Genomic DNA, 25412 nt, shown 5'->3' with positions numbered 1-25412 from the left:
TTTTGGGTGCGCTGATTAACGGCTTTTAAAGCCGCCGCGTAGATCATTGATTAAGTCAGTAACATTTTCTAGGCCAACCGCTATTCGGACCAATCCATCGCTAATTCCAGCAGCCTTTCGAGCCTCCGGGCTTACCCTGCAATGTGTAGTGCTTGCTGGATGGGTAATGGTAGTACGCGTATCACCCAAATTGGCAGTAATTGAGCAAAGTTTCGTTTGATTAATTAAGCGAAATGCTGCCCTCTTTCCACCTTTTAGAGTGAAGGAAAGAATTGCACCCCCAGCTTTTTGTTGGCGCTTGGCCAATGCATGTTGAGGATGAGATTTAAGGCCTGGATGATAAACGCGCTCTACTCCGGATTGCTTCTCGAGCCATTGCGCAAGTTGCAAAGCATTTTGACTTTGCTGTTTCATACGCAATTCAAGTGTCTCTAAACCTTTTAAGAAAACCCAAGCATTAAAAGCAGACAAAGTAGGTCCTGCAGTGCGAACAAAAGGGAACACCTTACCGGTAACAAACTCCTTACTTCCAACGATTGCTCCACCAACGACCCTGCCTTGGCCGTCAAGATATTTTGTTGCAGAGTGAATGACAACATCAGCACCCAATGCCAATGGTTTTTGCAAAGCCGGAGTGCAGAAGCAGTTGTCCACCGCAAGTAAGGCATTTGCTTTTTTGGCGATTTTGCTAATGGCCTTGATATCAGCAATTTCGGTTAATGGATTAGAAGGCGTTTCCAAATAAAATAGCCTGGTATTTGCTTGGACAGCAGCTTGCCAAGCCTTCAGATCCGTTAAATCAACATATGTCGTAGTGATGCCAAAGCGACCCAGGATCGAAGAGAATAATTGAATGGTCGCACCAAATACAGATCGGGAGCAAATGACATGATCACCCGCCTGTAGATGCGCCATTGCAGTAGTCAGGATTGCTGCCATGCCAGATGCAGTGGCAATGCAAGCTTCACCACCCTCTAGTGCTGCCAAGCGGTCTTGAAACATACTCACAGTAGGGTTTGTGAAACGGGAATAGATAAAACCTTGGTCAGCATGCGCAAAACCATCTTCAGCCAATTCGGCACTATCAAAGCAAAAGCTCGAAGTAAGAAACATCGCTTCAGAATGTTCTTGAAATTCCGCGGTACGTCTCGTTCCAGCACGCACTGCAATGGTCTCGAGCGCTAGCTTGGAAAAGTCAGGTTTTTGGCGTTTAGAGTTCTTCATTACGCTATTTTGACACTGAATGAGGGAAATGCCTTTTTCAAGGCATTTCTGTCTGGCTTTTAGTCTTCAGTTGCCAGGTGAAGGTGTAGCTGAGAACGCGCAAAATCCGCTGGATCACGTTGCCTATCAGCCTTTGCAGCAGAAGTATTGCGTGCAGCCTCAAGCGCATCTAAATAAGACTCATTGATATCGCCGGTAATGTAATTACCGTCAAAGCAGGATGCCTCAAAGTTTAGGATATCGGGATTGATATCGCGAACAGCTTGCTTCATGTCTTCTACACTTTGATAGATCAACTGATCGGCGCCAATCATCTTGTTGATCTCTTCATCGGTACGGCCATATGCAACTAACTCACTCCGAGTTGGCATATCTATGCCATAAACATTAGGAAATCGAACTGGTGGTGCAGCCGAAGCGAAAATTACTTTCTTTGCACCGGATTCACGTGCCATCTGAACAATTTCATAGGAGGTTGTACCCCGCACAATGGAGTCATCAACAATCAAAACAGTTTTGTCTTTGAACTCAATTCGCATGGCGTTCAATTTTTGGCGGACTGATTTTTTACGAACTGCCTGACCAGGCATGATGAATGTTCTACCGATATAACGATTCTTAAAGAAACCTTCTCGATAATCAACGCCTAATTTTTTAGCGACTTGCATTGCAGCTGGACGACTTGAATCAGGAATAGGCATTACAACATCGATTTCACCAACATTCGTTTCTTTGCGTATTTTTTCAGCTAGGTAGTCGCCCATCCGCATGCGAACGTTATAAACCGTTACACCATCAATGGTTGAATCCGGACGTGCCATGTATACATATTCAAAGATACATGGCGTCAACACAGCATCATTTACGCACTGACGTGAATAGAAATTACCATCGAGATCAATGTAAATAGCTTCACCCGGATTGACGTCACGCACAAATGTAAATCCAAGACCCTCTAAGGCAACCGATTCAGAGGCAACCATCCACTCTGGTCCTTGAGGTGTATCAATACGGCCGATGCAGAGAGGGCGAATGCCAAATGGATCTCTAAATGCAAGCAAGCCATAGCCCGCAATGAGAGAAACAACTGCATATGAACCCTTAACCCTTTTAGCAACTTGAGTGACAGCATTGAACATTGCACCCTCATCAAGGGCTGCGCTATTCGTTTCCTTTTGCAATTCATCAGCAAGAACGTTTAACAACACCTCTGTATCTGAACTGGTGTTGATATGACGACGATCGCGATAAGCCATTTCCACGCGAAGACTTGGTGCATTTGTCAGATTGCCGTTATGAGCCAAAATAATTCCGTAAGGTGCACTCACATAAAACGGTTGAGCTTCTTCTTCACTGCTGGCAGATCCAGCAGTTGGATAGCGCACCTGACCAATGCCCGCGTTACCCAAGAGGCTACGCATATTACGAGTTCTAAAAACGTCCCGCACCAAGCCATTAGCTTTGTGCATCGTGAATGAATTACCATTCATCGTAGCAATGCCGGCAGCATCTTGACCGCGATGCTGTAATAACAAGAGTGCATCGTAAAGCAATTGATTTACTGGTGAATGGGAAACTGTTCCAACGACGCCGCACATAGACCTAGATCCCTATTGTTAATGTTGGTTTGACTGACGGAGTAATTTTAGGAACTACATCACCCAATTGTTTTGCCCAGTCGACTGGCAACCAGCCCTTAATAAAACTTGTCGCCGCATCAATGGCGGGACGAGTAATTGCTTTTTGCCAGGCCATGCTTTGAGGGATGGGTGTTAACGCCGCTAAGGTTGCCAACACCACAATCACCAGGCCTCCACGTATCAGGCCGAACACCAAACCTAAGAAGCGGTCTGTCATGCTAAGGCCTGCTGACAAGATTATTTTTTGCACAATATTCCCGAGCAATCCACAAATAATCAAGGTCAGGATAAAAAGAATTAAAAAACTCAGCCCCAGACTTAAAAGCTCATCTAGATGAAAAGTGGAGAGCCATTCTACAGAAAGATAGTTAGCATAATGATAGGCAACCCATGCAGCGACAAACCAAGATGCTAAGGCAAGAACTTCCTTAAAAAGACCCCGAGAAATTCCCACCAAGGCTGATACCAAAAGAACTACTAGGGTGAAGTAATCCACCGTTGTTAACTTCAGTGTGGAGAGCAATTCCATTAATTAGCACCCACTTCAACAAGATGTGGAGTCAAACCCATTGATTTTAATTTTTTCTCCGCCGCCTCAGCCGACTCTTTGCTTGCAAATGGCCCTGCGCGAAGCAAAAAGAGTTTTCCGCCATCGGGGCCAGTTTTTGAATTTGTGTAATTAGGAATCTTTTGTTCCTTCATTTTGGCAGTCCAACCTTTAGCCCGATCCTCCGAAGCAAAGGCTCCTATTTGAATCACATACTTACCTGATCCCGAAGATGCCTTGGTCTCCACTTTTGGTTTAGGGCTGGTTGCAACTACCTCTTCTCCTGCTGCAAGACCCAATGCTAAATTTTTAGATGTTCCACTGGTAGTAGATGCATTGCTTGAAGCGGATACTGCGCCTTGCGCTTGCTTAAGTTCAGGTTTCACCTCAGCCGCAGGTGCAGGATCTTTAGGAGCTTCTACAGGAACATCAGGGGTCTTGGACTTCTCTACTGCAATCATAGGAGGCGCTGACTTCGTTTCGGATACAGCGGGGATTGCATTTGGTGCAGGCAAACTCGTCACGATATTGACGGCTATATCATTATTAACAGCCTTGGGCTTGCTATCTAAAATGCGCGGCAACCCAATCACAGCAATAAAAACCAATACTGTGGCACCTATGAGACGATGACGGGCACGTTGGCGTTCTGGATCCTCCGTTAGGGCAAGATCTTCGCTTTCAGTGACGCGTTGCATGTGACGTGGAATCGATTTGCGAGCGGTGCGCCTGGACACCAATGAGTCTCTATCGAGATCATCAGATTGAGTTTTTCGCTTAAAAAGCTTAGGTAAACGAATCATGGATCAATGCGCCTGGTTGTTTCGATAAGCCATTACGCCGGCCACGGTGTAGAAGGATCCGAAGATGACAATTCTATCACCCTCGCCTGCTTTTGAAAGGGCTTTTTGATACGCTGCAGCAGGACCTGGAAAGCACTCAATTCCGCCATCCTCACCATTTTTGATGGCAACACCCTGTGATATCAGCTTTTGACTCAAAGCATCTGCTTTTGCGGCACGGGGTGTTGGTAAGTCGGTGCAATACCAAAAATCAACACTTCCTAATAGGGGCTTGATGACATTTTCAATATCTTTATCGGCCATGGCCCCAAAAATAGCGTAAGTGTAAGGGTGATAACCCATTTTATCGAGCCCCTGACCAAGGGTGGCAGCGGCATGGGGGTTGTGAGCAACATCCAAAACAACCGTAGGCTGCCCTGGCAGGACCTGAAAGCGACCTGGCAGCTCTACCATTGCAAAACCATTACGAATGTCTTGCGCACTCACCGGGAGTCGCTGGTGCAGTGCCATTAAGGCGGCTATCACGGCCGAGGCATTCAAAAGCTGGTTAGCGCCACGAAGGGCTGGGTAACCGAGGCCGCTAAAACGCTTAGTACGCCCTGCCCAACCCCATTGCTGCTTATCACCTTGAAAGTTGTAATCGCGGCCAAGCAGCCACAAGTCACAATCTAATTTCATGGCGAAATCAATTAATGATTGTGGCGGCACGGGATCTCCACAGACCGCAATCTTGCCTGGACGAAAAATCCCAGCCTTTTCAAAGCCAATAGACTCACGCGTATCCCCTAGAAACTCAGCGTGGTCAATATCAATACTTGTAACAATTGAGCAATCTGCATCCACAATGTTGACCGCATCAAGACGACCACCCATACCAACTTCCAAGATAACCGCATCCAAACACTCTTTTGCAAACAAATGCATGATTGCAAGTGTTGTGAACTCAAAATAAGTTAGCGATGGGGGATTTTCTAAGCTAACACGCGCATGCTCAACCGCAGAAAAATGCTCCAATAAGAGTGCATCAGAGGCATCAGCACCATTGATACGGGCACGCTCATTAAATCTTAATAAATGGGGTGAGGTGTGGCAGCCAACGCGATAACCTGATGCAAGCAAAATACTCTCAATGTAAGCACACGTTGAGCCTTTGCCATTCGTTCCAGCAACGGTGATGACTGGGCAATCAAAACGTAAATCCAGAGCAGACTTGACCCGATTGATGCGGTCAAGACCCATATCAATACCCACAGGATGTGCTATTTCCAGGTGGCTAAGCCAAGCTTCTAAGCTACTGAAAATCACTGGATCAGATTGGGATGTACTCAAACGCTTTTAAGCAGCAGCGCCACCCGCTAAAGCGGGGTCAGGCAGTTGTTGAAGTAAGGCTAATAATTTTGCAATTTCAGAACGCATATGACGACGGTCGACAATCATATCGATGCCACCTTTTTGCATTAAAAATTCAGCCCGCTGAAAACCTTCAGGAAGTTTTTCTCGAACCGTTTGCTCAATGACGCGTGGACCGGCAAATCCAATCAAGGCCTTGGGCTCAGCAATGACAACATCACCCATGAACGCAAAGCTGGCTGAAATACCGCCCATCGTAGGATCAGTCAGGACACTAATGTAGGGCAAGCCTTTTTTCGACAATAAAGTTAGCATCGAATTCGTTTTCGCCATCTGAAATAGCGACAAGAGGCTTTCTTGCATGCGAGCGCCGCCCGTTGCTGTAACGCATATAAAGGCACATTTTTTATCGATGGCTGCCTGTACTCCTCGAGCAAAGCGCTCCCCTACTACTGAGCCCATCGATCCACCCATATATTGAAACTCAAAGCATGCAACCACAGCAGGAATCGACTCAATTTTTCCGCCCATCACGATCAATGCTTCAGTTTCACCTGAGGCATCATTTGCCTCCTTAATGCGATCGGGGTACTTTTTTGAATCTCGGAACTTCAAGGGATCAATTGGGTAAATGTCAGCACCAATTTCATATCGACCCTTGGGATCAAGCAGACTTTCTAAACGTTGGCGGGCGCCAATGCGCATATGATGACTACATTTTGGACAAACAGATAGGTTGGCCTCAATATCAGTGCTATAGAGGACTGTTTCGCAGCTTGGGCACTTTACCCACAAACCCTCCGGGACCGTCTTGCGATTAGCAGGATCGGTGTGCTGGATTTGCGGCGGCAGTAATTTATCTATCCAACTCATTTGTTTTCACTATTTTGGGCATTAGCTGTCTAAAGCAAAACGAATTTCTCGAATGAAGGCTTCAAGTGATTGTACCGCCTGACCAGGAGGGGCCTCTTCCAAAAGTCGAATAATGCGACTACCAATGACTACCGCATCGGCTGTTTTAGAGACAGCTTTTGCGCTTTGCGCATCGTTAATACCAAAACCCACTGCTATTGGAATATCCGTTTCCTGGCGAATTGTGGGAATGATGCTTGCAACGTCATGGGTATTCAGATGGGAAGCCCCTGTAACACCGCGCATGGAAACATAGTAGATATAACCCGAAGCAATTTTGGCAGCTTCTTTAATGCGTTCTGGTGATGAAGTGGGCGCCAATAGGAAGATGGGGTCTACACCAGCCATGCGCATTCTGGCTGCAAAATCAATGCACTCCTCTGGTGGGTAATCAACCACTAGAACTCCGTCCACACCCGCTGCTTTAGCCTCAGTTGCAAAACGTTCTGCGCCCATTTGCTCTACTGGATTGGCATAACCCATGAGAACAACCGGCGTTTCCAGATCTTGTTTGCGAAACTCCTTCACCATTTCAAGGCACTGGTGTAAGGTTACGCCTTGTGTAAGGGCTCTTTCAGATGATCTTTGAATCACAGGGCCATCGGCCATTGGATCAGAAAACGGCACGCCCAGTTCGATGACGTTAGAACCACCACGAACCAAGGCATGCATTAATTCAACAGTGAGTTTGGGATCGGGATCGCCCGCGGTAATAAAGGGAATCAAACCCTTTTTTCCGTTACGCTTGAGCTCTTTAAAAAGTGTAGAAATTTTTGACATAAGAGTGCTTGCTTATCCTTCAGATCCTGTCGCTTGAGCAACAGTATGCATATCTTTATCACCCCGTCCAGATAAGTTCACTAGGATGGTTTTATCTTTGCTCAGCGTAGGCGCCAATTTACAAGCGTAAGCAATTGCATGAGCCGATTCTAGTGCTGGGATGATTCCTTCAATTTGGCAACAGTCGTGAAACGCTTTCAGAGCCTCCTCATCCGTTACCGCCACATATTCTGCGCGACCCGAATCCTTTAACCACGCATGTTCAGGCCCAACTCCTGGGTAATCCATTCCAGCTGAGACTGAATGCGTTTCTGAGATCTGGCCATTCTCATCCTGAAGTAAGTAAGTACGATTTCCATGAAGTACACCTGGCTTACCAACACAGAGTGCTGCAGAATGAAGGCCGCTGTTCAGGCCATGGCCGGCGGCTTCAACGCCGATTAATCTCACTCCTGAGTGATCAATATAGGGATAGAAAATACCCATTGCGTTGGATCCACCACCCACACAGGCAAGCACAAAATCTGGCTGACGACCTGTTAGCTCTGGCATTTGTACCTTGCACTCTTCACCAATAACACTCTGAAAATCTCGCACCATCATCGGATATGGATGAGGGCCTGCTACGGTGCCGATAATGTAAAAAGTATTATCTACATTAGTCACCCAATCGCGCATTGCTTCGTTTAGCGCATCCTTCAGCGTTTTTGTACCAGATTCAACTGGCACAACTTTTGCACCTAACAGCTTCATGCGATAGACGTTCTGAGCTTGACGCGCTACATCCACTGAACCCTGGTAGACAGTACAGTCCAAACCAAAGCGAGCACAAATAGTAGCGGTTGCAACTCCGTGCTGACCTGCCCCTGTTTCAGCAATAATGCGAGGCTTACCCATGCGCTTGGCCAGCATTGCCTGCCCAATAACATTATTGATTTTATGTGCACCAGTGTGATTTAAATCTTCACGTTTGAGGTAAATTTGCGCACCACCCAACATATCGCTCCAACGCTTAGCGTGATAAACAGGAGATGGGCGTCCTACGAAGTGCTTCAGCTCGTAATGAAATTCTTCAATAAACTCTGGATCATTTTCGTATTTTGCATAAGCCCCTTTAAGCTCACTTAATGCATACATGAGCGTTTCTGAAACGAATACGCCGCCATAAGGACCGAAGTGCCCTCTTGCATCTGGCTTATCGTACATATCTACCTCTTAAGAATTGTTGGCTACAAATTATTAGATTGGTGTTTTTGCATCTGCGGCTCTGACAGCCTCGACAAACTGAGACATCAGAGCTGGATCTTTAACACCGCGGGTAATTTCTACACCACTAGAAACATCAACTGCGCAAGGATGTAGGCGAGAAATCGCCTCGCCCACGTTGTGCGCGTTCAATCCACCACTCAAAACGACCCGAGGCGCGTTTTCTTTTGCCCATGTTTGTGGAATTCCTTGCCAATCAAAAGGGACACCCCCTCCACCATAACCCTCTACCAGGGCATCAAGCAAAAAGGCATCTGCGTGACCATATTGTAGGGAAAAATCATCAAAAGCGAAGTCTTTTCCGACGCGAGCCGCCCTCATCCATGGATCCCCGGCAGCTAATTCTTCACACTGCGCTGGGGTTTCATCTCCATGAAACTGCCATAAAGTAATCGAGCAAGTGGCGCGTATAGCCTCAAATTGGGCTCTTGAGGCATTTACGACCAATCCCACAGCATCCACTCCAGTAGGCAATCGGGGTATTAAAGCAGCAGCTATATTGGGTGTTACCGCCCTCACGCTGGACGGATAAAAGACAAAACCCACAGCATCCACCCCGGCGGCAACGGCTGCATCAATATCTACAGGCGTTTTCAGACCGCAGATCTTGACACGTGTTCGATTTGGAGAATATGTAAGTAGGCCCATCTATCAATAATAGTGCTTTAGCAAAGCCTAGGCTTGAAGAATATCCCCAGGCAACCATGAATTAGCAAGGTAAGGCGTGGGAATCTCAAATTCAGGGGGGTATGCAATATTCAACAAGTAAAGGCCATCTGGTGCAAATGTGGGCGCTGCCTTGCTACGGTCTCTTGCTTGCAGAAGCTCTTGCATCCAAACGGCCTCTTGCTTACCTACGCCAATCATCAAAAAAGTACCCACCAAGTTGCGCACCATATGATGCAGAAATGCATTTCCGCGAATACGGAAATAAAGCCATGGTTGTCTAGAGATGATTTCAATTGCGTAAATTGTTTTGATGGGAGTTTTACTTTGACACTCCGAAGATCTAAATGCACTGAAATCATGTTCGCCAATGATGTATTGTGCAGCTTCACGCATTGCATCAACATCAAACCAGCGATCGGGTGGCAGCATATAGTATGTAGCGCGAGTTGCCGCCATCGGGGAGCGGCAAGGACCTGCATGTAATGCATAAACATAAGTGCGCTCATATGCAGAAAATCGAGCGCTAAACTCCGCGTATACCGGCTTTGACCAATTGACCACAATAGAATCTGGCAAGAAGGAATTAATACCACGCACCCAGGACCAATTTTCTCGTTGAACATTGGTATCAAAGTGAACCACTTGCCCTAATGCATGAACCCCGGCATCCGTTCTTCCGGCGGTAATTACTCGAATGGGTTGATCCTTAATAGCTTGCTCACCAACAAATGCTGAAATTGCATCTTCCAATACATCTTGAACCGTGTTTCTCTGAACTTGAGATTGCCACCCAGAATATGAACTACCGTCGTATTGCAAGCCCAGGGCGATTCGCATAATTCGCTCTAGCTATTGCGCTGAGTTAATTCATTGAGTAGCGCTTGAGCATCGATAGCGATTACCGGATCAATTGTTGGAGCCATAACAATCACTTCTCCAAGAGACTTTTTTGCAGCCTCATAGTCTTCAATCGTGATGTAAGCACGTGCAAGATTTAATTTCACTCGCAAAGTATCGGCTAAAGGATTGATAGTTGACTTGGGCGGCGGCTTAGATAAATCAAGATCAATTCCAGCAAGCAAGGCTTTTGTCCTAAGAGGCACCTCTTGATGGATGGTGGCTTCAGATTTAGAACTTTTTACAGATGGTGGTGGGCTAAAAGTCTTTAACTCAGATTGGCGAGCATTGCGCGCTAGCAGCCACAGCAAAACAGCAGTTAGCGCCATCAATCCAATTGCCAATAAAGCTGGGCCAAAAACACCCAACTCAAAATGCGCGGCTTTACTATTAGCGCCCTTCTTCTTGTCAATTAATATTTGTAGGTCAGCAATATTTTTCTCTAGCTCTGCCACCTTCGCGCGAGTCTGCTCCAGTTCCTTTTCTTGTGCTACCAGCTCTTCTGTATAACGTTTTTGCTGATCATTACCCTCTGCGCTGGAACCTATTTTTAGCCTGTCTCTTGGGCTTGATTGAGGTATTTGTTCATGCGTGTCTCGAGTCTTGTTTTGACTATTTGGGCTTACTGAATGGGATGCTTGCCATTGCACATTAGCCTGAGCAACAAATTGCTGGGCTTCAGATGGGCTGATCGAACGCAATAAAGCTTGACTAGGTTTAACAAGCTCAGCACCAGCTGCCAGCTGGTTAATACTGCCGCTTGCAAAAGCATCAGGATTGGCTTTGTATAAGGCTAGTATGGTTTGGTCTAATGAAGCCCCCTCATATTGAGGCGCCATCTGGGCTGCTATTTCTGAAAGACTCTGTCCAGGACGAACAATCAGTTTCTGAGGGTCGCCAATCAATAAGGTGAAAGTTTTAGTCAAGCTTCCAGATGACCACTTGAGATTTACCAAAACATCAAGGAAAGGGTCATCACTAGGAGGTATTGGATTGACAGTTTCAATTAAGACTAGCAATTTTTCTTGAGTATTTCGATACACCATAGACTGTGCATTGAAATCCAGAACTTTGGATGAGATGCCTAAACGTTCATAAGCTTCTTTTGCAGGCATTGCTGCCTTCAAGCTATCGAGATCTTCCCCCTCATTTAAGCCAATGAGAATGGGAATTTCAACACGCAGTGGCTCCCCTGGGTGGGAGAGCAACTGCGGGGCACCCAATGACACTGCAGCAGCTAAATTAACCCAACCCAAACAGGCTAGGACAAATAAGCGCCTTATAGTCAATCCAAATAATTGCAATCTTAGCTTTCAAGCAAGATGCGAAGCATACGACGAAGCGGTTCAGCTGCACCCCAAAGTAATTGATCGCCAACTGTAAAGACTCCCAAATATTCAGGGCCCATTGATAATTTATGCAAGCGTCCGATTGGTACAGTTAAGGTGCCACTGACGGCGGCTGGAGATAAATCACGTTCAGTTGCTTCGCGATCATTCGGCACTACCTTAACCCACTGATTGTCATTTGCAAGAATCGATTCAATTTCTTGCAAAGGAATGTCTTTTTTGAGTTTGACGGTGAGACCTTGTGAGTGGCAGCGCATTGCACCAACACGCACACATAAGCCATCAATAGGAATACTGCCTGGTGATCTAAATGCTGGACGACCAAGAATCTTATTGAATTCAGCGCCGCCCTTCCACTCCTCTTTGGTCTGGCCATGCTCAACAGGAACATCAATCCATGGAATTAAACTACCAGCTAAGGCGGTATTGCGAAAATTCTTTTTAGGAAAATCATCCGAACGTAAAGTAGCAGTTACTTTGCGATCAATATCCAAAATCCATGATGACGGATCAGCCAATTCTGCAGCAACGCTATCGCGTAGTGCGCCCATTTGTAACAGAAGTTCACGCATATTTTGAGCGCCAGCACCCGAGGCGGCTTGGTAGGTCATTGCGCTAATCCATTCAACCAAATCAGCCTTAACCAAACCACCCATGGCTAACATCATCAGGCTCACTGTGCAATTACTGCCAATCCAGTTCTTGCCACCCGAAGCAAGGGCTTTATCAATTACCGGACGATTGACGGGATCCAAAATAAGAACCGCATCATCTTTCATGCGCAAAGCACTAGCAGCATCAATCCAGTGCCCATTCCAACTAGCCGCACGGAGCTTAGGGTATATGTCGTTGGTGTAGTCACCACCCTGACAGGTCAAAATAATGTCGCAACGACTCAAAGCCTTAATATCGTTTGCATCTTGCAAAGCGTTTTCAGCTTTGGTTACCTTTTGACCATTTAACAAGGGAACCTGACCACCCGCCTGGCTGGTACTGAAAAATATAGGCTCAATCAGATCGAAATCCTTCTCGGCCAACATTCTCTCCATGAGAACGCTACCAACCATACCGCGCCAACCAACTAAGCCTACTAAAGGTGTTTTTGAATTTGACATGAAGATCAACTATTAAATGATGACGAATTAAAAATATTAGATAAGGGCTGCTACAACCGCATCCCCCATTTGTACAGTTGTTACTTTTTGCGTGCCCTCTGTATAAATATCTGCTGTGCGCAAACCTTGGGATAAGACTTTTTGCACTGCACGCTCAACGCGATCGGCTTGCTCTGGCATACCTAAGGAATAACGCAACATCATGGCTGCGGACAAGATGGTAGCTAAAGGATTGGCTATGCCCTTGCCTGCAATATCAGGCGCAGAACCGTGACTTGGCTCATATAAGCCCTTGTTATTTTTATCTAAAGAGGCAGATGGAAGCATGCCAATCGAGCCGGTCAACATGGCTGCCTCGTCCGACAAAATATCGCCAAATAAATTACCCGTGACAACCACGTCAAATGCTTTAGGGGCCTTTACCAGCTGCATTGCGGCGTTATCTACATACATATGCGATAACTCGATATCCGGATACTCTTTTGCAATACGAATCATCACGTCACGCCATAATTGAGATGTTTCGAGCACATTAGCCTTATCAACGCTACAGACCTTTTTGTTGCGCTTTCGAGCCGCTTCGAATGCTACGCGTGCAATGCGCTCCACCTCTGGCTCGCTGTAATGCATGGTGTCGAATCCCTCGCGCGTACCCTTGAAAAGTGGCAATTCAGAAGTACGAATTCCGCGGGGCTGACCAAAATAGATGTCACCATTGAGTTCTCGAATGATCAGAATATCAAGACCGCCCACAATCTCCGCTTTTAAACTTGAAGCTGCGGTCAACTCTGGATAGCAAATGGCTGGTCTGAAATTGGCGAACAACTTAAGATGTTTACGCAAACCCAAAATAGCCTGTTCAGGTCGCAGTTCTCTAGCCAAGGCATCATATTTCCAGTCGCCCACAGCGCCAAATAAAATGGCATCTGCATTTTTAGCCAATTCAAGCGTTGCTGGCGGTAGTGGATGACCAGTAAGATCATAAGCAGCTCCACCCACTGGGGCTGACTCTAAATCAAACAGAGGACCTAAAGCCTGAAGTACTTTTACGGCTTCAGCAACGATTTCCGGGCCGATTCCATCGCCCGGGAGAACTGCAATTTTCATTTAAGGCCTTTAACTCTAAATTACGGCAATTGGGTAGCAAGCCAAGGCATCTTTAAGATGCGCTCGGCTTCATAAGCCTTAATTTTATCTGCATGTTGCAGGGTTAAGCCAATGTCATCGAGGCCATTGATGAGGCAATACTTTCTAAAGGGGGTTACATCAAAGCTATATGTACGGTTATCTGGAGCAATCACTTCTTGACGCTCTAAGTCAATGGTGAGCTGATAGCCACCAAATGCCATTGTTTCATTAAAAAGGTGGTCAACCTGTTGTTCCGTTAAAACAATAGGTAGTAAGCCATTCTTAAAGCAATTGTTGAAGAAAATATCAGCAAAGCTCGGGGCGATTATTACTCTAAAGCCATATTGGGATAACGCCCAAGGGGCGTGCTCACGAGAACTGCCACAACCAAAATTCTTACGAGCCAATAGTATTTGCGCACCCTTATAACGGGGCTGGTTCAAAGCAAAATCTGGATTTATAGGGCGATTTGAGCAATCTTGGCCTGGCTCACCATGATCAAGGTAGCGCCATTCATCAAATAAGTTTTGTCCAAAACCCGTCTTCTTAATGGATTTAAGAAATTGCTTGGGAATAATTGCATCCGTATCCACATTCTCGCGGTTAAGCGGCGCTACCAAGCCTTTAAAAACAGTAAATTTATCCATGAGAAATCGTTATTGAACTGGGGTTACAACAACATCCTTACCCTTAGTTTGGGTTTGGTTGTTATTTTGTGAAGAATTAGAGCCTCCCATAGATGTGCCGATATTCTGCATATCCTTACCCAGGCCCTCCATCATATTGCTGCAGGCCCCTAAGAATAGACCAAGAACTCCAACAATCAATAGTTTTTTAATCATGGTTAACGAGGAAACAAATCGCATTAGATAAGCCTTATGAAATCTTGCGAATATCGACAAAATGCCCTTCAATAGCTGCGGCTGCGGCCATTGCTGGGCTCACTAAATGAGTTCTTCCGCCATTGCCCTGACGCCCCTCAAAATTGCGATTTGAGGTTGAAGCACAACGCTCCCCAGGTTCTAGTCTGTCAGCATTCATAGCCAAACACATTGAGCAGCCAGGTTCACGCCATTCAAAACCAGCAGCCTTAAATACGCGATCTAGACCTTCACGTTCAGCTTGAGCCTTCACCAAACCTGACCCAGGAACAACCATTGCCAACTTCACATTAGGGGCCACTCTCTTACCTAGACGATCAACTACTTTAGCGGCAGCACGAATATCTTCAATGCGGCTATTAGTACAAGAACCAATAAAAACCTTGTCTACAGAAATGGTCTCTAAGGGCATGTTCGGCTCTAACTTCATGTATTCCAAGGCACGCTCCATTGCTGAGCGTTTATTAGGGTCGCGCTCCTTTTCTGGGTCGGGAACTCGATCACTAATTGGCAGCACCATCTCTGGTGATGTACCCCAGGTAACCTGCGGGGCAATTTCCTCAGCGCGCAATTCGATCACTGAATCAAAATGAGCTCCTGGATCAGAATGCAGCGAGCGCCAATATTGGAGAGCATGACGCATGGCCTCACCCTTCGGTGAGTATGGGCGATCTTTAACATACTCAATAGTTGTCTCATCAACCGCAACCAAACCTGCGCGTGCGCCCGCTTCAATTGCCATATTACATATAGTCATGCGACCCTCCATTGAGAGATTGCGAATGGCTTCACCCGCAAACTCAATGGTGTATCCCGTTCCGCCGGCTGTGCCAATCTTTCCAATGACAGCTAAAACAATATCTTTTGCGGTTGATCCAGGCTGCAAACGACCATCGACCTTCACCAGCATATTTTTACTCTTTTTCATGAGTAAAGTTTGAGTCGCTAGAACATGCTCAACTTCAGATGTACCAATGCCAAATGCCAAGGCACCAAATGCTCCATGTGTACTGGTATGAGAATCTCCACAGACAACAGTCATACCCGGCAAAGTAGCGCCCTGCTCAGGCCCAATCACATGAACAATACCCTGACGAACATCATTCATCTTATATTGCGTAATTCCAAATGCATCACAATTCTGGTCCAAGGTATCGACTTGCAGCTTGGAAGTTGGATCAGTGATTCCTTGTGCACGATCAGTCGTTGGAACATTATGGTCTGAGACAGCTAAATTAGCAGAGATACGCCATACAGGTCTATTGGCCAAGTTCAAGCCCTCAAAAGCCTGGGGGCTAGTTACCTCATGCAAAAGTTGGCGGTCGATATAGATTGTGGCCGTGCCGTCATCCTCAGAATAGACGACATGGTCATCCCACAATTTGTCATAAAGCGTACGTAACATGAGTGCTTAAAAGCCTTATTTTCTAACAGTAATGTTTGGAACTTTACGTGATGTTTCACCAACATAAAGTTGACGTGGACGACCGATCTTATACTCGGGATCAGTGATCATCTCTTTCCATTGCGCAATCCAACCAACCGTTCTTGCCAAAGCAAAAATACAAGTAAACATTTCAGTTGGAATACCAAGAGCACGTTGCACGATACCTGAATAAAAATCCACATTTGGATACAGCTTACGGCTAACAAAATACTCGTCTTCCAAAGCAATCTTTTCCAAGGTCATTGCAAGCTTAAACAGAGGATCGTTTTCAAGACCCAACTCTGTTAGGACTTCATAACAGGTTTCACGCATCAATTTTGCGCGGGGGTCAAAGTTTTTATAAACACGGTGACCGAATCCCATCAAACGTACGCCGGAGTTTTTATCCTTTACTTGCGCAATGAATTCATGAATGCGCTCTACACCGCCATTCGCCTCAATGTCATTGAGCATTTGTAAACAAGCCTCATTCGCACCACCATGAGCAGGACCCCACAAACAGGCAATACCAGCAGAAATAGCTGCAAAAGGATTGGTACCAGAAGAGCCGCACAAGCGCACAGTTGAAGTTGAGGCATTTTGCTCGTGGTCTGCATGCAAGGTAAAGATGCGATCCAATGCGCGAACTAAAACAGGGTTTACTTTGTATTCCTCACACGGCGTTGCGAACATCATGCGCATGAAATTGGCAGTGTAAGACAAAGAATTATCAGGATAGATAAAAGGTTGTCCCACAGAGTATTTGTATGCCATTGCAACTAGAGTTGGCATCTTAGCAATCAAACGAATTTGAGCAATTTCACGAGCCATAGGCTCGCTATAGTCAATTTGATCATGATAAAAAGCAGCCATGCCACCGACTAAACCAGTTAATACTGCCATGGGGTGTGCATCACGGCGGAAGCCGCGCAGGAAAAATTGCATTTGCTCATGCACCATGGTGTGATGCATAACAAGATCTTCAAACTCTTTTTTCTCAGTTGCGTTTGGTAATTCACCATGGATCAGAAGAAAGCAAACCTCTAAGAAGTCGCAGTTATCAGCCAAATCCTCGATAGGGTAACCACGATAGAGCAACTCCCCTTTGTCGCCATCGATATAAGTGATTTTGCTATTGCAAGAGGCTGTAGATAAAAAGCCGGAATCGTAAGTGAACTTACCCGTCTGACCATAAAGCTTACGAATATCAATCACATCAGGACCCACTGTGCCTTTGTAGATAGGCAAGTCAATATCTGGGGTGCCATCCGAAAACGACAGTTTTGCCTTGATATCTGATTCGATCATTTCTAGTCCTTAGTCATTCAAATTTACGATTAACAAACCTTTTAATTACGCTTGTTTCCTGCTCACGCAGCGAAAGTCAGAATTACTTCTGCCTTAGCATGATTAAAATCTTTTTAAAGGGCTCAGACTGCAGCTCCTTTTCCAGTGTTGCCACTGAATCTTTTCTACCAATTAATAAATCCATCAGGTCGTTGTCATCCAGTGCCAAAAAATGACTAAGAACAACTCCATCTTCACTACTCAATTGACGCTCGAAGCGTTCAAAAAAACGCTGCAAAATCAGATCATTTTCAAGCAAACCTCTGCGGGCATCACTTTTTAGACGATATAACTCAGCATTACCGATTGTCATACAGCGCGACGAACCATTAACTCCTTGATCTTGCCAATAGCCTTTGTTGGATTTAAATGCTTAGGACATACATCTACGCAATTCATAATCGTATGGCAGCGGAACAAGCGATAAGGATCTTCCAAGTTATCCAAGCGCTGAGCTGTTTCTTCATCGCGGCTATCGGCAATAAAGCGATAAGCTTGAAGTAAACCAGCTGGGCCAACAAACTTGTCAGGGTTCCACCAGAAAGATGGGCACGAAGTCGAGCAAGATGCGCACAAGATGCACTCATACAAACCGTTTAACTCTTCACGCTCTTCAGGACTCTGGAGACGCTCCTTTTCAGGAGGTGGATTATCGTTTACCAAATAAGGCTTAATCGAAAGATATTGCTTAAAGAACAAAGTCATATCAACAATTAAGTCGCGCACAACAGGCAGACCTGGCAGTGGGCGAAGCGTAATTACCTTAGGCAAAGTCAACATATTGGTTAAGCAGGCCAAGCCGTTTTTACCGTTAATGTTCATTGCATCTGAACCGCATACACCTTCACGACAGGAACGACGATAAGAAATCGTTTCATCTTGCTTTTTCAATGAAATCAATGCATCTAACAACATGCGTTCACCAGTCAACTCAAGCTCATACCGCTGCATACGTGGTGCGGCATCGACATCTGGGTCGTAACGGTAAATTTCAAATATACGGATATCACTCATCATCTATCTCTTTTGCTTAGAAAGTACGTTCTTTAGGAGGGAAGGACTCGACAGTTAAAGGCTTGAGCACCACTGGCTTATAAGACAGCCTATTTCCTTCGCTATACCAAAGGGTATGCTTCATCCAATTCTCATCATCACGCTCTTGGTGATCGTCATGGGAGTGAGCGCCACGACTTTCCTTGCGAGCTGCAGCCGAAATCATTGTTGCGTTTGCAGTCTCAACCAAGTTAGCTACTTCAAGAGCCTCGATACGTGCGGTATTAAAAATCTCTGATTTATCTTTAAGCCACAAATTGTTTGCACGCTCAGTCAACTTCGCCATTTGACGAACACCTTCGTCCATCAACTCTTGATTACGGAACACGCCAGCGTATTTCTGCATACACTTGCGGATATCGTTAGCAACGTCTTGAGCATATTCACCAGATGTGGAGTTATCTAACTTTGCGATACGCTCCAAAGTTTGCTCTCCGGCGTTTGCAGGTAGTGGCTTGAACTCGCGGTTCTTTAGATTCATACCAACGATGTGATTACCTGCAGCACGACCAAATACCAAGAGATCGAGCAGTGAGTTGGTGCCTAGGCGGTTAGCGCCGTGTACAGAAACACATGAGCATTCGCCAATTGCATATAAACCATTGACGATTTCATTGTGAATACCATTGGCAGGAACAACTACTTGACCATTAATGTTTGTAGGAATACCGCCCATCTGGTAGTGAATTGTTGGCACTACTGGAATCGGTTCTTTGGTCACGTCTACGTTTGCAAAGTTAATCCCAATTTCATAAACAGAAGGTAAGCGCTTCATGATCGTCTCGGCACCAATGTGCGTCAAATCAAGCACGACATAGTCACCGTTAGGGCCACAACCACGACCCTCTTTAATTTCTTGATCCATGCAGCGAGAAACGAAATCGCGCGGTGCTAAATCTTTATAGGTTGGCGCATAACGCTCCATGAAGCGCTCGCCATCCTTATTGCGCAAAATACCACCTTCTCCACGGCAGCCTTCAGTCAACAGCACACCCGCACCAGCAACGCCGGTTGGATGGAACTGCCAAAACTCCATATCTTCCAAAGGAATATTTGCGCGAGCAGCGAGGCCCATACCGTCGCCAGTATTAATAAACGCATTGGTTGAGGCATCCCATATACGGCCAGCACCGCCAGTAGCCAACATCACCACTTTGGCTTCCAAAATATAAACTTGACCTGTTTCCATTTCGAGAGCGGTTACCCCAACCACATCACCCTCATCATCACGGATCAAGTCAAGCGCCAACCACTCAACAAAGAAATTGGTTTTTGCGCGAACATTACGCTGATACAAGGTATGCAACATCGCATGGCCAGTACGGTCTGCCGCAGCGCAAGCACGTTGTACTGCTTTTTCACCATAATTTGCTGTGTGTCCACCAAATGGACGCTGATAAATCGTTCCATCAGGGTTACGGTCAAACGGCATACCAAAATGCTCTAATTCATAAACTACTTTTGGAGCCTCGCGACACATGAATTCAATCACGTCTTGGTCGCCAAGCCAATCTGAACCCTTGATGGTGTCATAAAAGTGATAGTGCCAATTGTCTTCGCTCATATTCCCCAATGAGGCGCCGATACCACCCTGCGCAGCTACTGTATGTGAACGGGTTGGGAATACCTTTGTCAGAACAGCAACATTCAGGCCGGCTTCTGCTAGCTGCAAAGAGGCGCGCATACCTGAACCACCAGCACCAACAATCACCGCATCAAAACGGCGACGTGGCAATGCTTTTTTAATAGCGGTCATCGAATTACACTTTCCACAAAATTTGAACGGCATAAGCCGCACAGGCTACGAGGTACAGAACAGTTAACACTTGAAGTGTTAAACGAATGCTCACAGGCTTGATGTAATCCATCCAAATATCACGCACACCAATCCATGCATGATAGAAAAGACTAAAAAGAGCCAAAAGCGTTAACAACTTCATGAATTGATTGCTAAATAAACTGGCCCAACCCTCATAAGTTGCGCTACCAGTAATGCAGTAATCAACTAACAAAACAATAGTGAAAACAACCATCACTACAGCAGTAATCCGCTGAATGATCCATTCTTTTAGGCCGTAGTGAGCACCAACTACTAGGCGTTTAGGTCCGATTTGATAAATTGGCATGAGAAATCCTTGTTATAGAAACGCTTAGTACAGGCCGAATAATTTGAGACCAACTGCAGCTGTCAAAGCTACACCTAATACGAATACAACTATCGCTGAGCGGTTTGATTCTGATTTTTCCACGCCAATTTCTAGGTCGAGCAGCAAGTAGCGAATACCAGCGCAGAAATGGTGTAAGAAACACCAGATCAAGCCAAGACAAATGATCTTTACCAAAATATGGTTAGTGATCGCTTGGAACTTCTGATAACTCAATTCGGAAGCCAGACTCTGATCCAAGAGATACAGGATAAAAGGAAGCATTAGGAACAAAACGGCGCCGCTGATGCGGTGTAGGATCGACACTTTTCCAGCCCAAGGCAGGCGGTAATGGATTAATTGGGCTAAACCAATGTTCCGGTAGACCGGTTTGGTGTTTTTTACTTCGTTCTGTGCATCAACCATGGGCAATCTCTATATTTAGGTGGAGGTTCAGTATTACTTTGTTGTATTGCAACATATTCTACTGGGGAAACATTAACCTCGCAGGGGTTTTTTAGGGTCTTTAATGGTTTTTACTAATGGCCGATCAATTCAATTTATTTACATAGTGCTGGTCGATAGTGTCATACCGAGCATAACGAATTTCTACTGGTTTATTCCCGTAGGTAAAAGCCACCCTCTCAACAGAAAGTAAGGGAGCGCCCTGGGCTACATGGAGGTGCGAGCCCAATATCGAGTCGGCAGCAATGGCTTTAATTTTCTCCTCAGCTCGCACCATATGGGTCGCATATTGACTCTCATAAAACGCGTACATGGGGCCGGGCCAGGTATTTAAGGCTTCTAGGTTCAGGCCGGCAAAGCGTGATTCCGGCAACCAAATCTCCTCGAATACAACTGGTTTACCTGCAAAAGTTTGGATGCGATCGATTTGTAAAACTGATTCACCCTGCTTTAACTTTAATAAGCGCGCAACGAAATCTGAGGCATCGATGCTCTTACAGGACAAAAATTGATTTTTGAGGTGGATTTTCTCTCCTGAATCAGGCTCCAATCTCAAAAAACGATATTGCCAATCATCCTCTTGATGGGTTGCCACGAAAGTGCCCTTACCCTGGCGCCTTACCAATAAATTTTCAGCCGCCAACTCATCAATTGCCTTGCGAACGGTGCCTTGGCTAACCGCATAACGCGTCGCCAGCTCAATTTCGCTCGGTATGGCTTCCCCAGGAAGCCATTCTGATGCCTGAAGGCTGGCCAATATCATGGACTTAATTTGCTGATAAAGCGGGCTAAATGAGGCAACTGGTAGCGCTATGTTTGACAAATTCACTCCAAGGGGCTTTTTATTGGATAAAATTCACTGTGATCAGTTGTCTTATATAAGACATATTGACAGTGTAATTCGAAAATCCATTCACATAAATGGATAATAGAAAAGTTTTCATTGATTAACCTCACTCTGGAGTTCTTAGTAATGGCAAAAGCCCCAATGCGCGTCGCTGTAACCGGTGCAGCCGGTCAAATCGGTTATTCCCTCCTTTTTCGCATCGCCAACGGTGATTTGCTCGGCAAAGATCAGCCCGTCATCCTTCAGTTACTAGAAATTCCAGATGAAAAAGCCCAAAAAGCCCTCGCAGGCGTGATGATGGAGCTGGAAGACTGTGCATTCCCATTGCTTGCCGGTATGACCGCTCATTCCGACCCAATGACCGCGTTTAAGGATATCGATGTGGCACTCTTAGTTGGTGCACGTCCACGCGGCCCAGGCATGGAGCGCAAAGATTTATTGTCTGCCAATGCGCAAATCTTTACCGCTCAAGGCAAAGCCCTGAATGCGGTTGCCAAACGTACTGTAAAAGTGTTGGTAGTTGGCAATCCTGCGAACACCAATGCGTACATTGCGATGAAATCAGCACCAGACATTCCTGCGAAAAACTTTACTGCGATGTTACGCTTAGATCACAATCGCGCACTCTCTCAGTTGGCAGGCAAATTGAACAAACCCGTTGCTGATATTGAAAAGTTAGTTGTTTGGGGAAACCATAGCCCCACTATGTATCCAGATTATCGCTTTGCAACAATCGATGGCAAATCAGTAAAAGATAGCATCAACGATGCCGCATGGAATAAAGATGTATTTATTCCTACTGTTGGTAAGCGTGGCGCAGCGATCATTGAAGCTCGCGGCCTTTCATCTGCAGCATCAGCTGCAAATGCTGCTATTGATCACATTCATGACTGGGTCCTAGGCACAAATGGTAAATGGGTCACGATGGGCATCCCATCTAAAGGCGAATACGGTATTCCAGCAGAAGTGATTTATGGCTTTCCCGTGATATGTGAAAACGGTGAATACAAAATGGTTGAAGGACTTGAGATTGACGAGTTCTCACGCGATCGCATGAACCATACTTTGAATGAATTACTTGAAGAGCAAGCTGGTGTTAAACACCTTCTTGCTTAAGGAAATTATTTTATGAAGAAAATTCTTCTGATCGTAGGTTTGTCCTTAGTCAATATTGTGGGTATTTCCAATGCCAATGCTAGCGATGAAGTTTTTACCTGGACATGTAGTGAAGGGCGTCAATTTAAAACCTCAGGAAGTGCTGAGTCAATTAAGTTAACTTGGGAGTCACGTACCTATGACTTAGACCGTCAAACCTCCCTGCCAGGAAGTTTGCGTTATAAGAACTCAAGTACAGGACATGATTTGGTAGTTTTAGGCAATAAAGCAATGCTCTTCAATATCAAAACTGGCACCCGCCTCGCTGATTTCTGTCAAACAGCAGAAATGAAAGCGGGCAAGTTACCGCATTTATTTGCAGATGCAGAACCTTTTAAGTAAGTTAAGCTGATTGAAATTAAAAAAGCCGAGGGATCCTCGGCTTTTTTTTCAATCTAAAGAGACCCATTTAATGAAATAAAGGTTGCTGTGTAGGCGCATCCTCAGGCAATTCAGCATGAACAGCCTCTCCCAATCGATCTGGAAATAACGGCGCTCCACAATCGTCACATAACTCAGGATCAAATAACATTGCGTGGCGAAACACATCTTCAATGCCAGCATCATGCAAGGCATCACAAATACGCTTGATTGGACTCTCATCATCTGACATGTCATTTAATGCATCATTCGCAACGCTTTCACGATCATATAAAGGCCAGATAACGCCGTAGACAATTTCTGGCGAACCTTTAAGACTAAAGGAGATGCGATATTCATCTACCTGCTCCTCACCGAAAGCCGCAACGACACAAGATAGTCCCGCTGGTAAAACGCCCAAAGTACTCTCAAGAAAATTCGCGGCAGCACGAATACTTAAAGGACGAACATATTTATCAGCTAATCGACAGTTTGTGAAATAGGCTTCCGGCAAAATTAATTCGAACTCACATCCAGGCAACAATGAAGACATCGTTTCAGCTAGCGCTGTTTGCCAGCTAATTAAGCTCACTCCACGCTCTTGCTTAATTGGTGGCTCTGATTGCCAGCGAAATATTGGGGATCCACTGGGTGCCGAAATTGCTGCAATGACGAAACGTGGATCAGCTAAAACTGCAATTGTTTCAGACATCTCTTTTAAATCAAGCTTAATATCTTCACCAGATATTGCAGCAGCAGCCAATGACTCAGTCAATAGGCGGGTTTGACAATGAGAATGAGGCATTTGATCAATGCTATACAACCAAGGAATGATAGCGAGCCGAGTATCGATTGAAGCAATTGAAGTTTGGAGAGCCATCGCGATAGCCTCAACCGCCTTTACTGGTAAGGGTCCTGACGGAATTTGATAGCGAGTATGCGCTACCACCGGTAAAGCAAGCAAAAGAACATCCCAAGATTGCCCATCCTTCTCCATGGTTAATGATTCAGCCAGAGTTTCAGCGATATCGGCAAGAACCTCAAATGCTTCGGTATTAATCCGAAAGGTTTGATCTAGAGCAGCATCAATCACATTTTGATTTTGGCTTTTTAGTAAGCGCATCAAGCGCGTGTTCAAGCGTGCCTCCCAAAATCGATCTTCAATCTGGCTGCCAGATGCAGCCAAAGAGATTGCGTCAGACACAATCTTATCGACCTCTGGCGAGCTACGTTGCGATGATTTAGTGCGATGAACTGCCATGATTATTTTCTCTCAGAGCGGCGAAAGACCGGTTTGCCGTCCTTAGATTCCGCTGCGCAATAGCGATAGCCATCTAAATTAAATTGGGTGATATCGGCCACATCCTTCAAACGATTTTCAACTACAAAACGTGCCATTAATCCCCGGGCCTTCTTTGCATAAAAAGAGATAATTTTGTACTTACCCGCCTTTTCATCTTGAAAAATGGGTGAAATTACAGGACAGGCTATACCCTTGAGATTAACAACCTTAAAGTATTCCTCGGATGCCAAATTCAATAATGCTGGTTTTTTTTGTGCAGCCAAAATCGTATTGAGAGATTTGGTTACGCTATCACTCCAAAACGCATATAGATCTTTACCTCGGATATTTTTAAAGCTAGTGCCCATTTCGAGCCTGTAAGGCTGCATTAAATCCAGTGGACGCAGAACACCATAAAGCCCAGAGAGAATTCGAATGTGCTCTTGAGCAAATTCAAGATCTTTTGCCATTAAAGATTGCACGTCAAAGCCGTCATAAACATCGCCATTGAAAGCATAGATTGCGGGCTTGCTATTTTCTGCAGTGAATTTCTTTGACCAGTCACGATAGCGCCCCACATTTAAGACTGCTAGCTGATCTGAAATACCCATTAGCTCTGAAACTGCTTGAGGCGAGAGTTTCTTTAGATCGGCAATTAGCTTGGCCGAATCAGAGACAAAGTCTGGCAATGTCGCGGTTTTAAGCTCAACCGGTGTTTCATAATTTAGTGATTTAGCGGGTGAAAGAACGATCAACATGGCACAATTTAAGA

Annotated in this window: 27 protein-coding genes; 2 read left to right on the top strand and 25 right to left on the bottom strand. The window is 45.5% G+C overall.

Translation table 11 applies throughout. The annotated features are described in order from the left end of the window. Positions 1-15: 15 nt before the first annotated feature. The 23 genes from BOQ04_RS03525 to BOQ04_RS03415 all read right to left on the bottom strand — a co-directional run bounded on the left by BOQ04_RS03525 (position 16) and on the right by BOQ04_RS03415 (position 21819). Entirely contained in the window at positions 16-1224 is a 1209-nt protein-coding gene (locus BOQ04_RS03525) for an O-succinylhomoserine sulfhydrylase (RefSeq protein WP_076023386.1), read from the bottom strand. A 59-nt stretch (positions 1225-1283) separates the two neighbouring features. Next, complete coding sequence (gene purF, locus BOQ04_RS03520; RefSeq protein ID WP_076023385.1) at positions 1284-2822, bottom strand: amidophosphoribosyltransferase; 1539 nt, start codon at positions 2820-2822, stop codon at positions 1284-1286. Between the two features lie 4 nt (positions 2823-2826). Further along, entirely contained in the window at positions 2827-3393 is a 567-nt protein-coding gene (locus tag BOQ04_RS03515; protein WP_076023384.1) for a CvpA family protein, read from the bottom strand. Beyond that, a complete protein-coding gene (locus BOQ04_RS03510) occupies positions 3393-4214 on the bottom strand; it encodes an SPOR domain-containing protein (RefSeq protein ID WP_076023383.1) in 822 nt (273 codons plus the stop codon). Before BOQ04_RS03510 ends, BOQ04_RS03515 begins: the two co-directional genes overlap by 1 nt. A 3-nt stretch (positions 4215-4217) precedes the next feature. Continuing rightward, the gene (folC, locus tag BOQ04_RS03505; protein ID WP_198929277.1) at positions 4218-5543 is read right to left on the bottom strand and encodes a bifunctional tetrahydrofolate synthase/dihydrofolate synthase; all 1326 of its coding nucleotides are present in this window, start codon (positions 5541-5543) and stop codon (positions 4218-4220) included. Positions 5544-5549: 6 nt separating this feature from the next. Continuing rightward, positions 5550-6437, bottom strand: coding sequence for an acetyl-CoA carboxylase, carboxyltransferase subunit beta (accD, locus tag BOQ04_RS03500; RefSeq protein WP_076023382.1), 888 nt, complete (start codon positions 6435-6437; stop codon positions 5550-5552). Positions 6438-6458: 21 nt separating this feature from the next. Beyond that, complete coding sequence (gene trpA, locus BOQ04_RS03495) at positions 6459-7256, bottom strand: tryptophan synthase subunit alpha (protein ID WP_076023381.1); 798 nt, start codon at positions 7254-7256, stop codon at positions 6459-6461. Between the two features lie 12 nt (positions 7257-7268). After that, positions 7269-8462, bottom strand: coding sequence for a tryptophan synthase subunit beta (gene trpB / locus BOQ04_RS03490; protein ID WP_076023380.1), 1194 nt, complete (start codon positions 8460-8462; stop codon positions 7269-7271). Positions 8463-8495: 33 nt separating this feature from the next. After that, positions 8496-9170 carry a phosphoribosylanthranilate isomerase gene (locus BOQ04_RS03485; RefSeq protein WP_076023379.1) on the bottom strand — a complete coding sequence of 225 codons (675 nt, stop codon included), beginning with the start codon at positions 9168-9170 and terminating at the stop codon, positions 8496-8498. A gap of 27 nt (positions 9171-9197) precedes the next feature. After that, a complete protein-coding gene (gene truA / locus BOQ04_RS03480) occupies positions 9198-10031 on the bottom strand; it encodes a tRNA pseudouridine(38-40) synthase TruA (protein WP_076023378.1) in 834 nt (277 codons plus the stop codon). Positions 10032-10036: 5 nt separating this feature from the next. Then, a complete protein-coding gene (locus tag BOQ04_RS03475) occupies positions 10037-11377 on the bottom strand; it encodes a FimV/HubP family polar landmark protein (RefSeq protein WP_233126621.1) in 1341 nt (446 codons plus the stop codon). Positions 11378-11394: 17 nt separating this feature from the next. Next, positions 11395-12552, bottom strand: coding sequence for an aspartate-semialdehyde dehydrogenase (gene asd, locus BOQ04_RS03470; protein WP_076023376.1), 1158 nt, complete (start codon positions 12550-12552; stop codon positions 11395-11397). A 36-nt stretch (positions 12553-12588) separates the two neighbouring features. Beyond that, positions 12589-13659, bottom strand: a complete 1071-nt coding sequence (gene leuB / locus BOQ04_RS03465; RefSeq protein WP_076023375.1) for a 3-isopropylmalate dehydrogenase — start codon at positions 13657-13659, stop codon at positions 12589-12591. A 20-nt stretch (positions 13660-13679) separates the two neighbouring features. Continuing rightward, complete coding sequence (gene leuD, locus BOQ04_RS03460; RefSeq protein WP_076023374.1) at positions 13680-14327, bottom strand: 3-isopropylmalate dehydratase small subunit; 648 nt, start codon at positions 14325-14327, stop codon at positions 13680-13682. A gap of 9 nt (positions 14328-14336) precedes the next feature. Next, entirely contained in the window at positions 14337-14546 is a 210-nt protein-coding gene (locus tag BOQ04_RS03455) for a hypothetical protein (protein WP_076023373.1), read from the bottom strand. Positions 14547-14556: 10 nt separating this feature from the next. Next, positions 14557-15966: a 3-isopropylmalate dehydratase large subunit gene (gene leuC / locus BOQ04_RS03450; protein ID WP_076023372.1), complete on the bottom strand. Its 1410-nt coding sequence runs from the start codon at positions 15964-15966 to the stop codon at positions 14557-14559. A 15-nt stretch (positions 15967-15981) separates the two neighbouring features. Next, on the bottom strand, positions 15982-17295 hold the full coding sequence (gene gltA, locus BOQ04_RS03445; protein WP_076023371.1) for a citrate synthase: 1314 nt from the start codon (positions 17293-17295) through the stop codon (positions 15982-15984). A gap of 82 nt (positions 17296-17377) precedes the next feature. After that, positions 17378-17647 (bottom strand): succinate dehydrogenase assembly factor 2, encoded by a 270-nt coding sequence (locus BOQ04_RS03440; RefSeq protein ID WP_076023370.1) that lies wholly within the window; start codon positions 17645-17647, stop codon positions 17378-17380. Beyond that, positions 17644-18348, bottom strand: coding sequence for a succinate dehydrogenase iron-sulfur subunit (locus BOQ04_RS03435; RefSeq protein WP_076023369.1), 705 nt, complete (start codon positions 18346-18348; stop codon positions 17644-17646). The genes BOQ04_RS03440 and BOQ04_RS03435 overlap by 4 nt, the downstream gene beginning before the upstream one ends. Before the next feature lie 16 nt (positions 18349-18364). Continuing rightward, positions 18365-20143 (bottom strand): succinate dehydrogenase flavoprotein subunit, encoded by a 1779-nt coding sequence (sdhA, locus tag BOQ04_RS03430; protein ID WP_076023368.1) that lies wholly within the window; start codon positions 20141-20143, stop codon positions 18365-18367. Between the two features lie 4 nt (positions 20144-20147). Beyond that, entirely contained in the window at positions 20148-20513 is a 366-nt protein-coding gene (sdhD, locus tag BOQ04_RS03425; protein WP_076023367.1) for a succinate dehydrogenase, hydrophobic membrane anchor protein, read from the bottom strand. A 24-nt stretch (positions 20514-20537) separates the two neighbouring features. Beyond that, positions 20538-20957: a succinate dehydrogenase, cytochrome b556 subunit gene (gene sdhC, locus BOQ04_RS03420; RefSeq protein ID WP_076023366.1), complete on the bottom strand. Its 420-nt coding sequence runs from the start codon at positions 20955-20957 to the stop codon at positions 20538-20540. 124 nt (positions 20958-21081) lie between these two features. After that, positions 21082-21819 carry a GntR family transcriptional regulator gene (locus BOQ04_RS03415; protein WP_076023365.1) on the bottom strand — a complete coding sequence of 246 codons (738 nt, stop codon included), beginning with the start codon at positions 21817-21819 and terminating at the stop codon, positions 21082-21084. Between the two features lie 150 nt (positions 21820-21969). Here BOQ04_RS03415 and BOQ04_RS03410 point away from each other — a divergent pair, with 150 nt between their 5' ends. Both BOQ04_RS03410 and BOQ04_RS03405 read left to right on the top strand, forming a co-directional pair. Then, positions 21970-22959: a malate dehydrogenase gene (locus tag BOQ04_RS03410; RefSeq protein WP_076023364.1), complete on the top strand. Its 990-nt coding sequence runs from the start codon at positions 21970-21972 to the stop codon at positions 22957-22959. Between the two features lie 12 nt (positions 22960-22971). Then, entirely contained in the window at positions 22972-23340 is a 369-nt protein-coding gene (locus tag BOQ04_RS03405) for a hypothetical protein (protein WP_076023363.1), read from the top strand. A gap of 67 nt (positions 23341-23407) precedes the next feature. Here the strand turns inward: BOQ04_RS03405 and BOQ04_RS03400 are convergent, their stop codons facing one another. Together BOQ04_RS03400 and yaaA are read right to left on the bottom strand one after the other, a co-directional pair. Further along, positions 23408-24619, bottom strand: a complete 1212-nt coding sequence (locus BOQ04_RS03400) for a DUF2863 family protein (RefSeq protein ID WP_076023362.1) — start codon at positions 24617-24619, stop codon at positions 23408-23410. 2 nt (positions 24620-24621) lie between these two features. Next, a complete protein-coding gene (gene yaaA / locus BOQ04_RS03395) occupies positions 24622-25398 on the bottom strand; it encodes a peroxide stress protein YaaA (RefSeq protein ID WP_076023361.1) in 777 nt (258 codons plus the stop codon). Between the last annotated feature and the right edge of the window lie 14 nt (positions 25399-25412).

This window comes from Polynucleobacter sphagniphilus (genome assembly GCF_001953355.1).
GTDB lineage: Bacteria > Pseudomonadota > Gammaproteobacteria > Burkholderiales > Burkholderiaceae > Polynucleobacter > Polynucleobacter sphagniphilus.
Note: the sequence above shows the minus strand (reverse complement) of the source record. Positions and strands in the feature narration are given on the sequence as shown.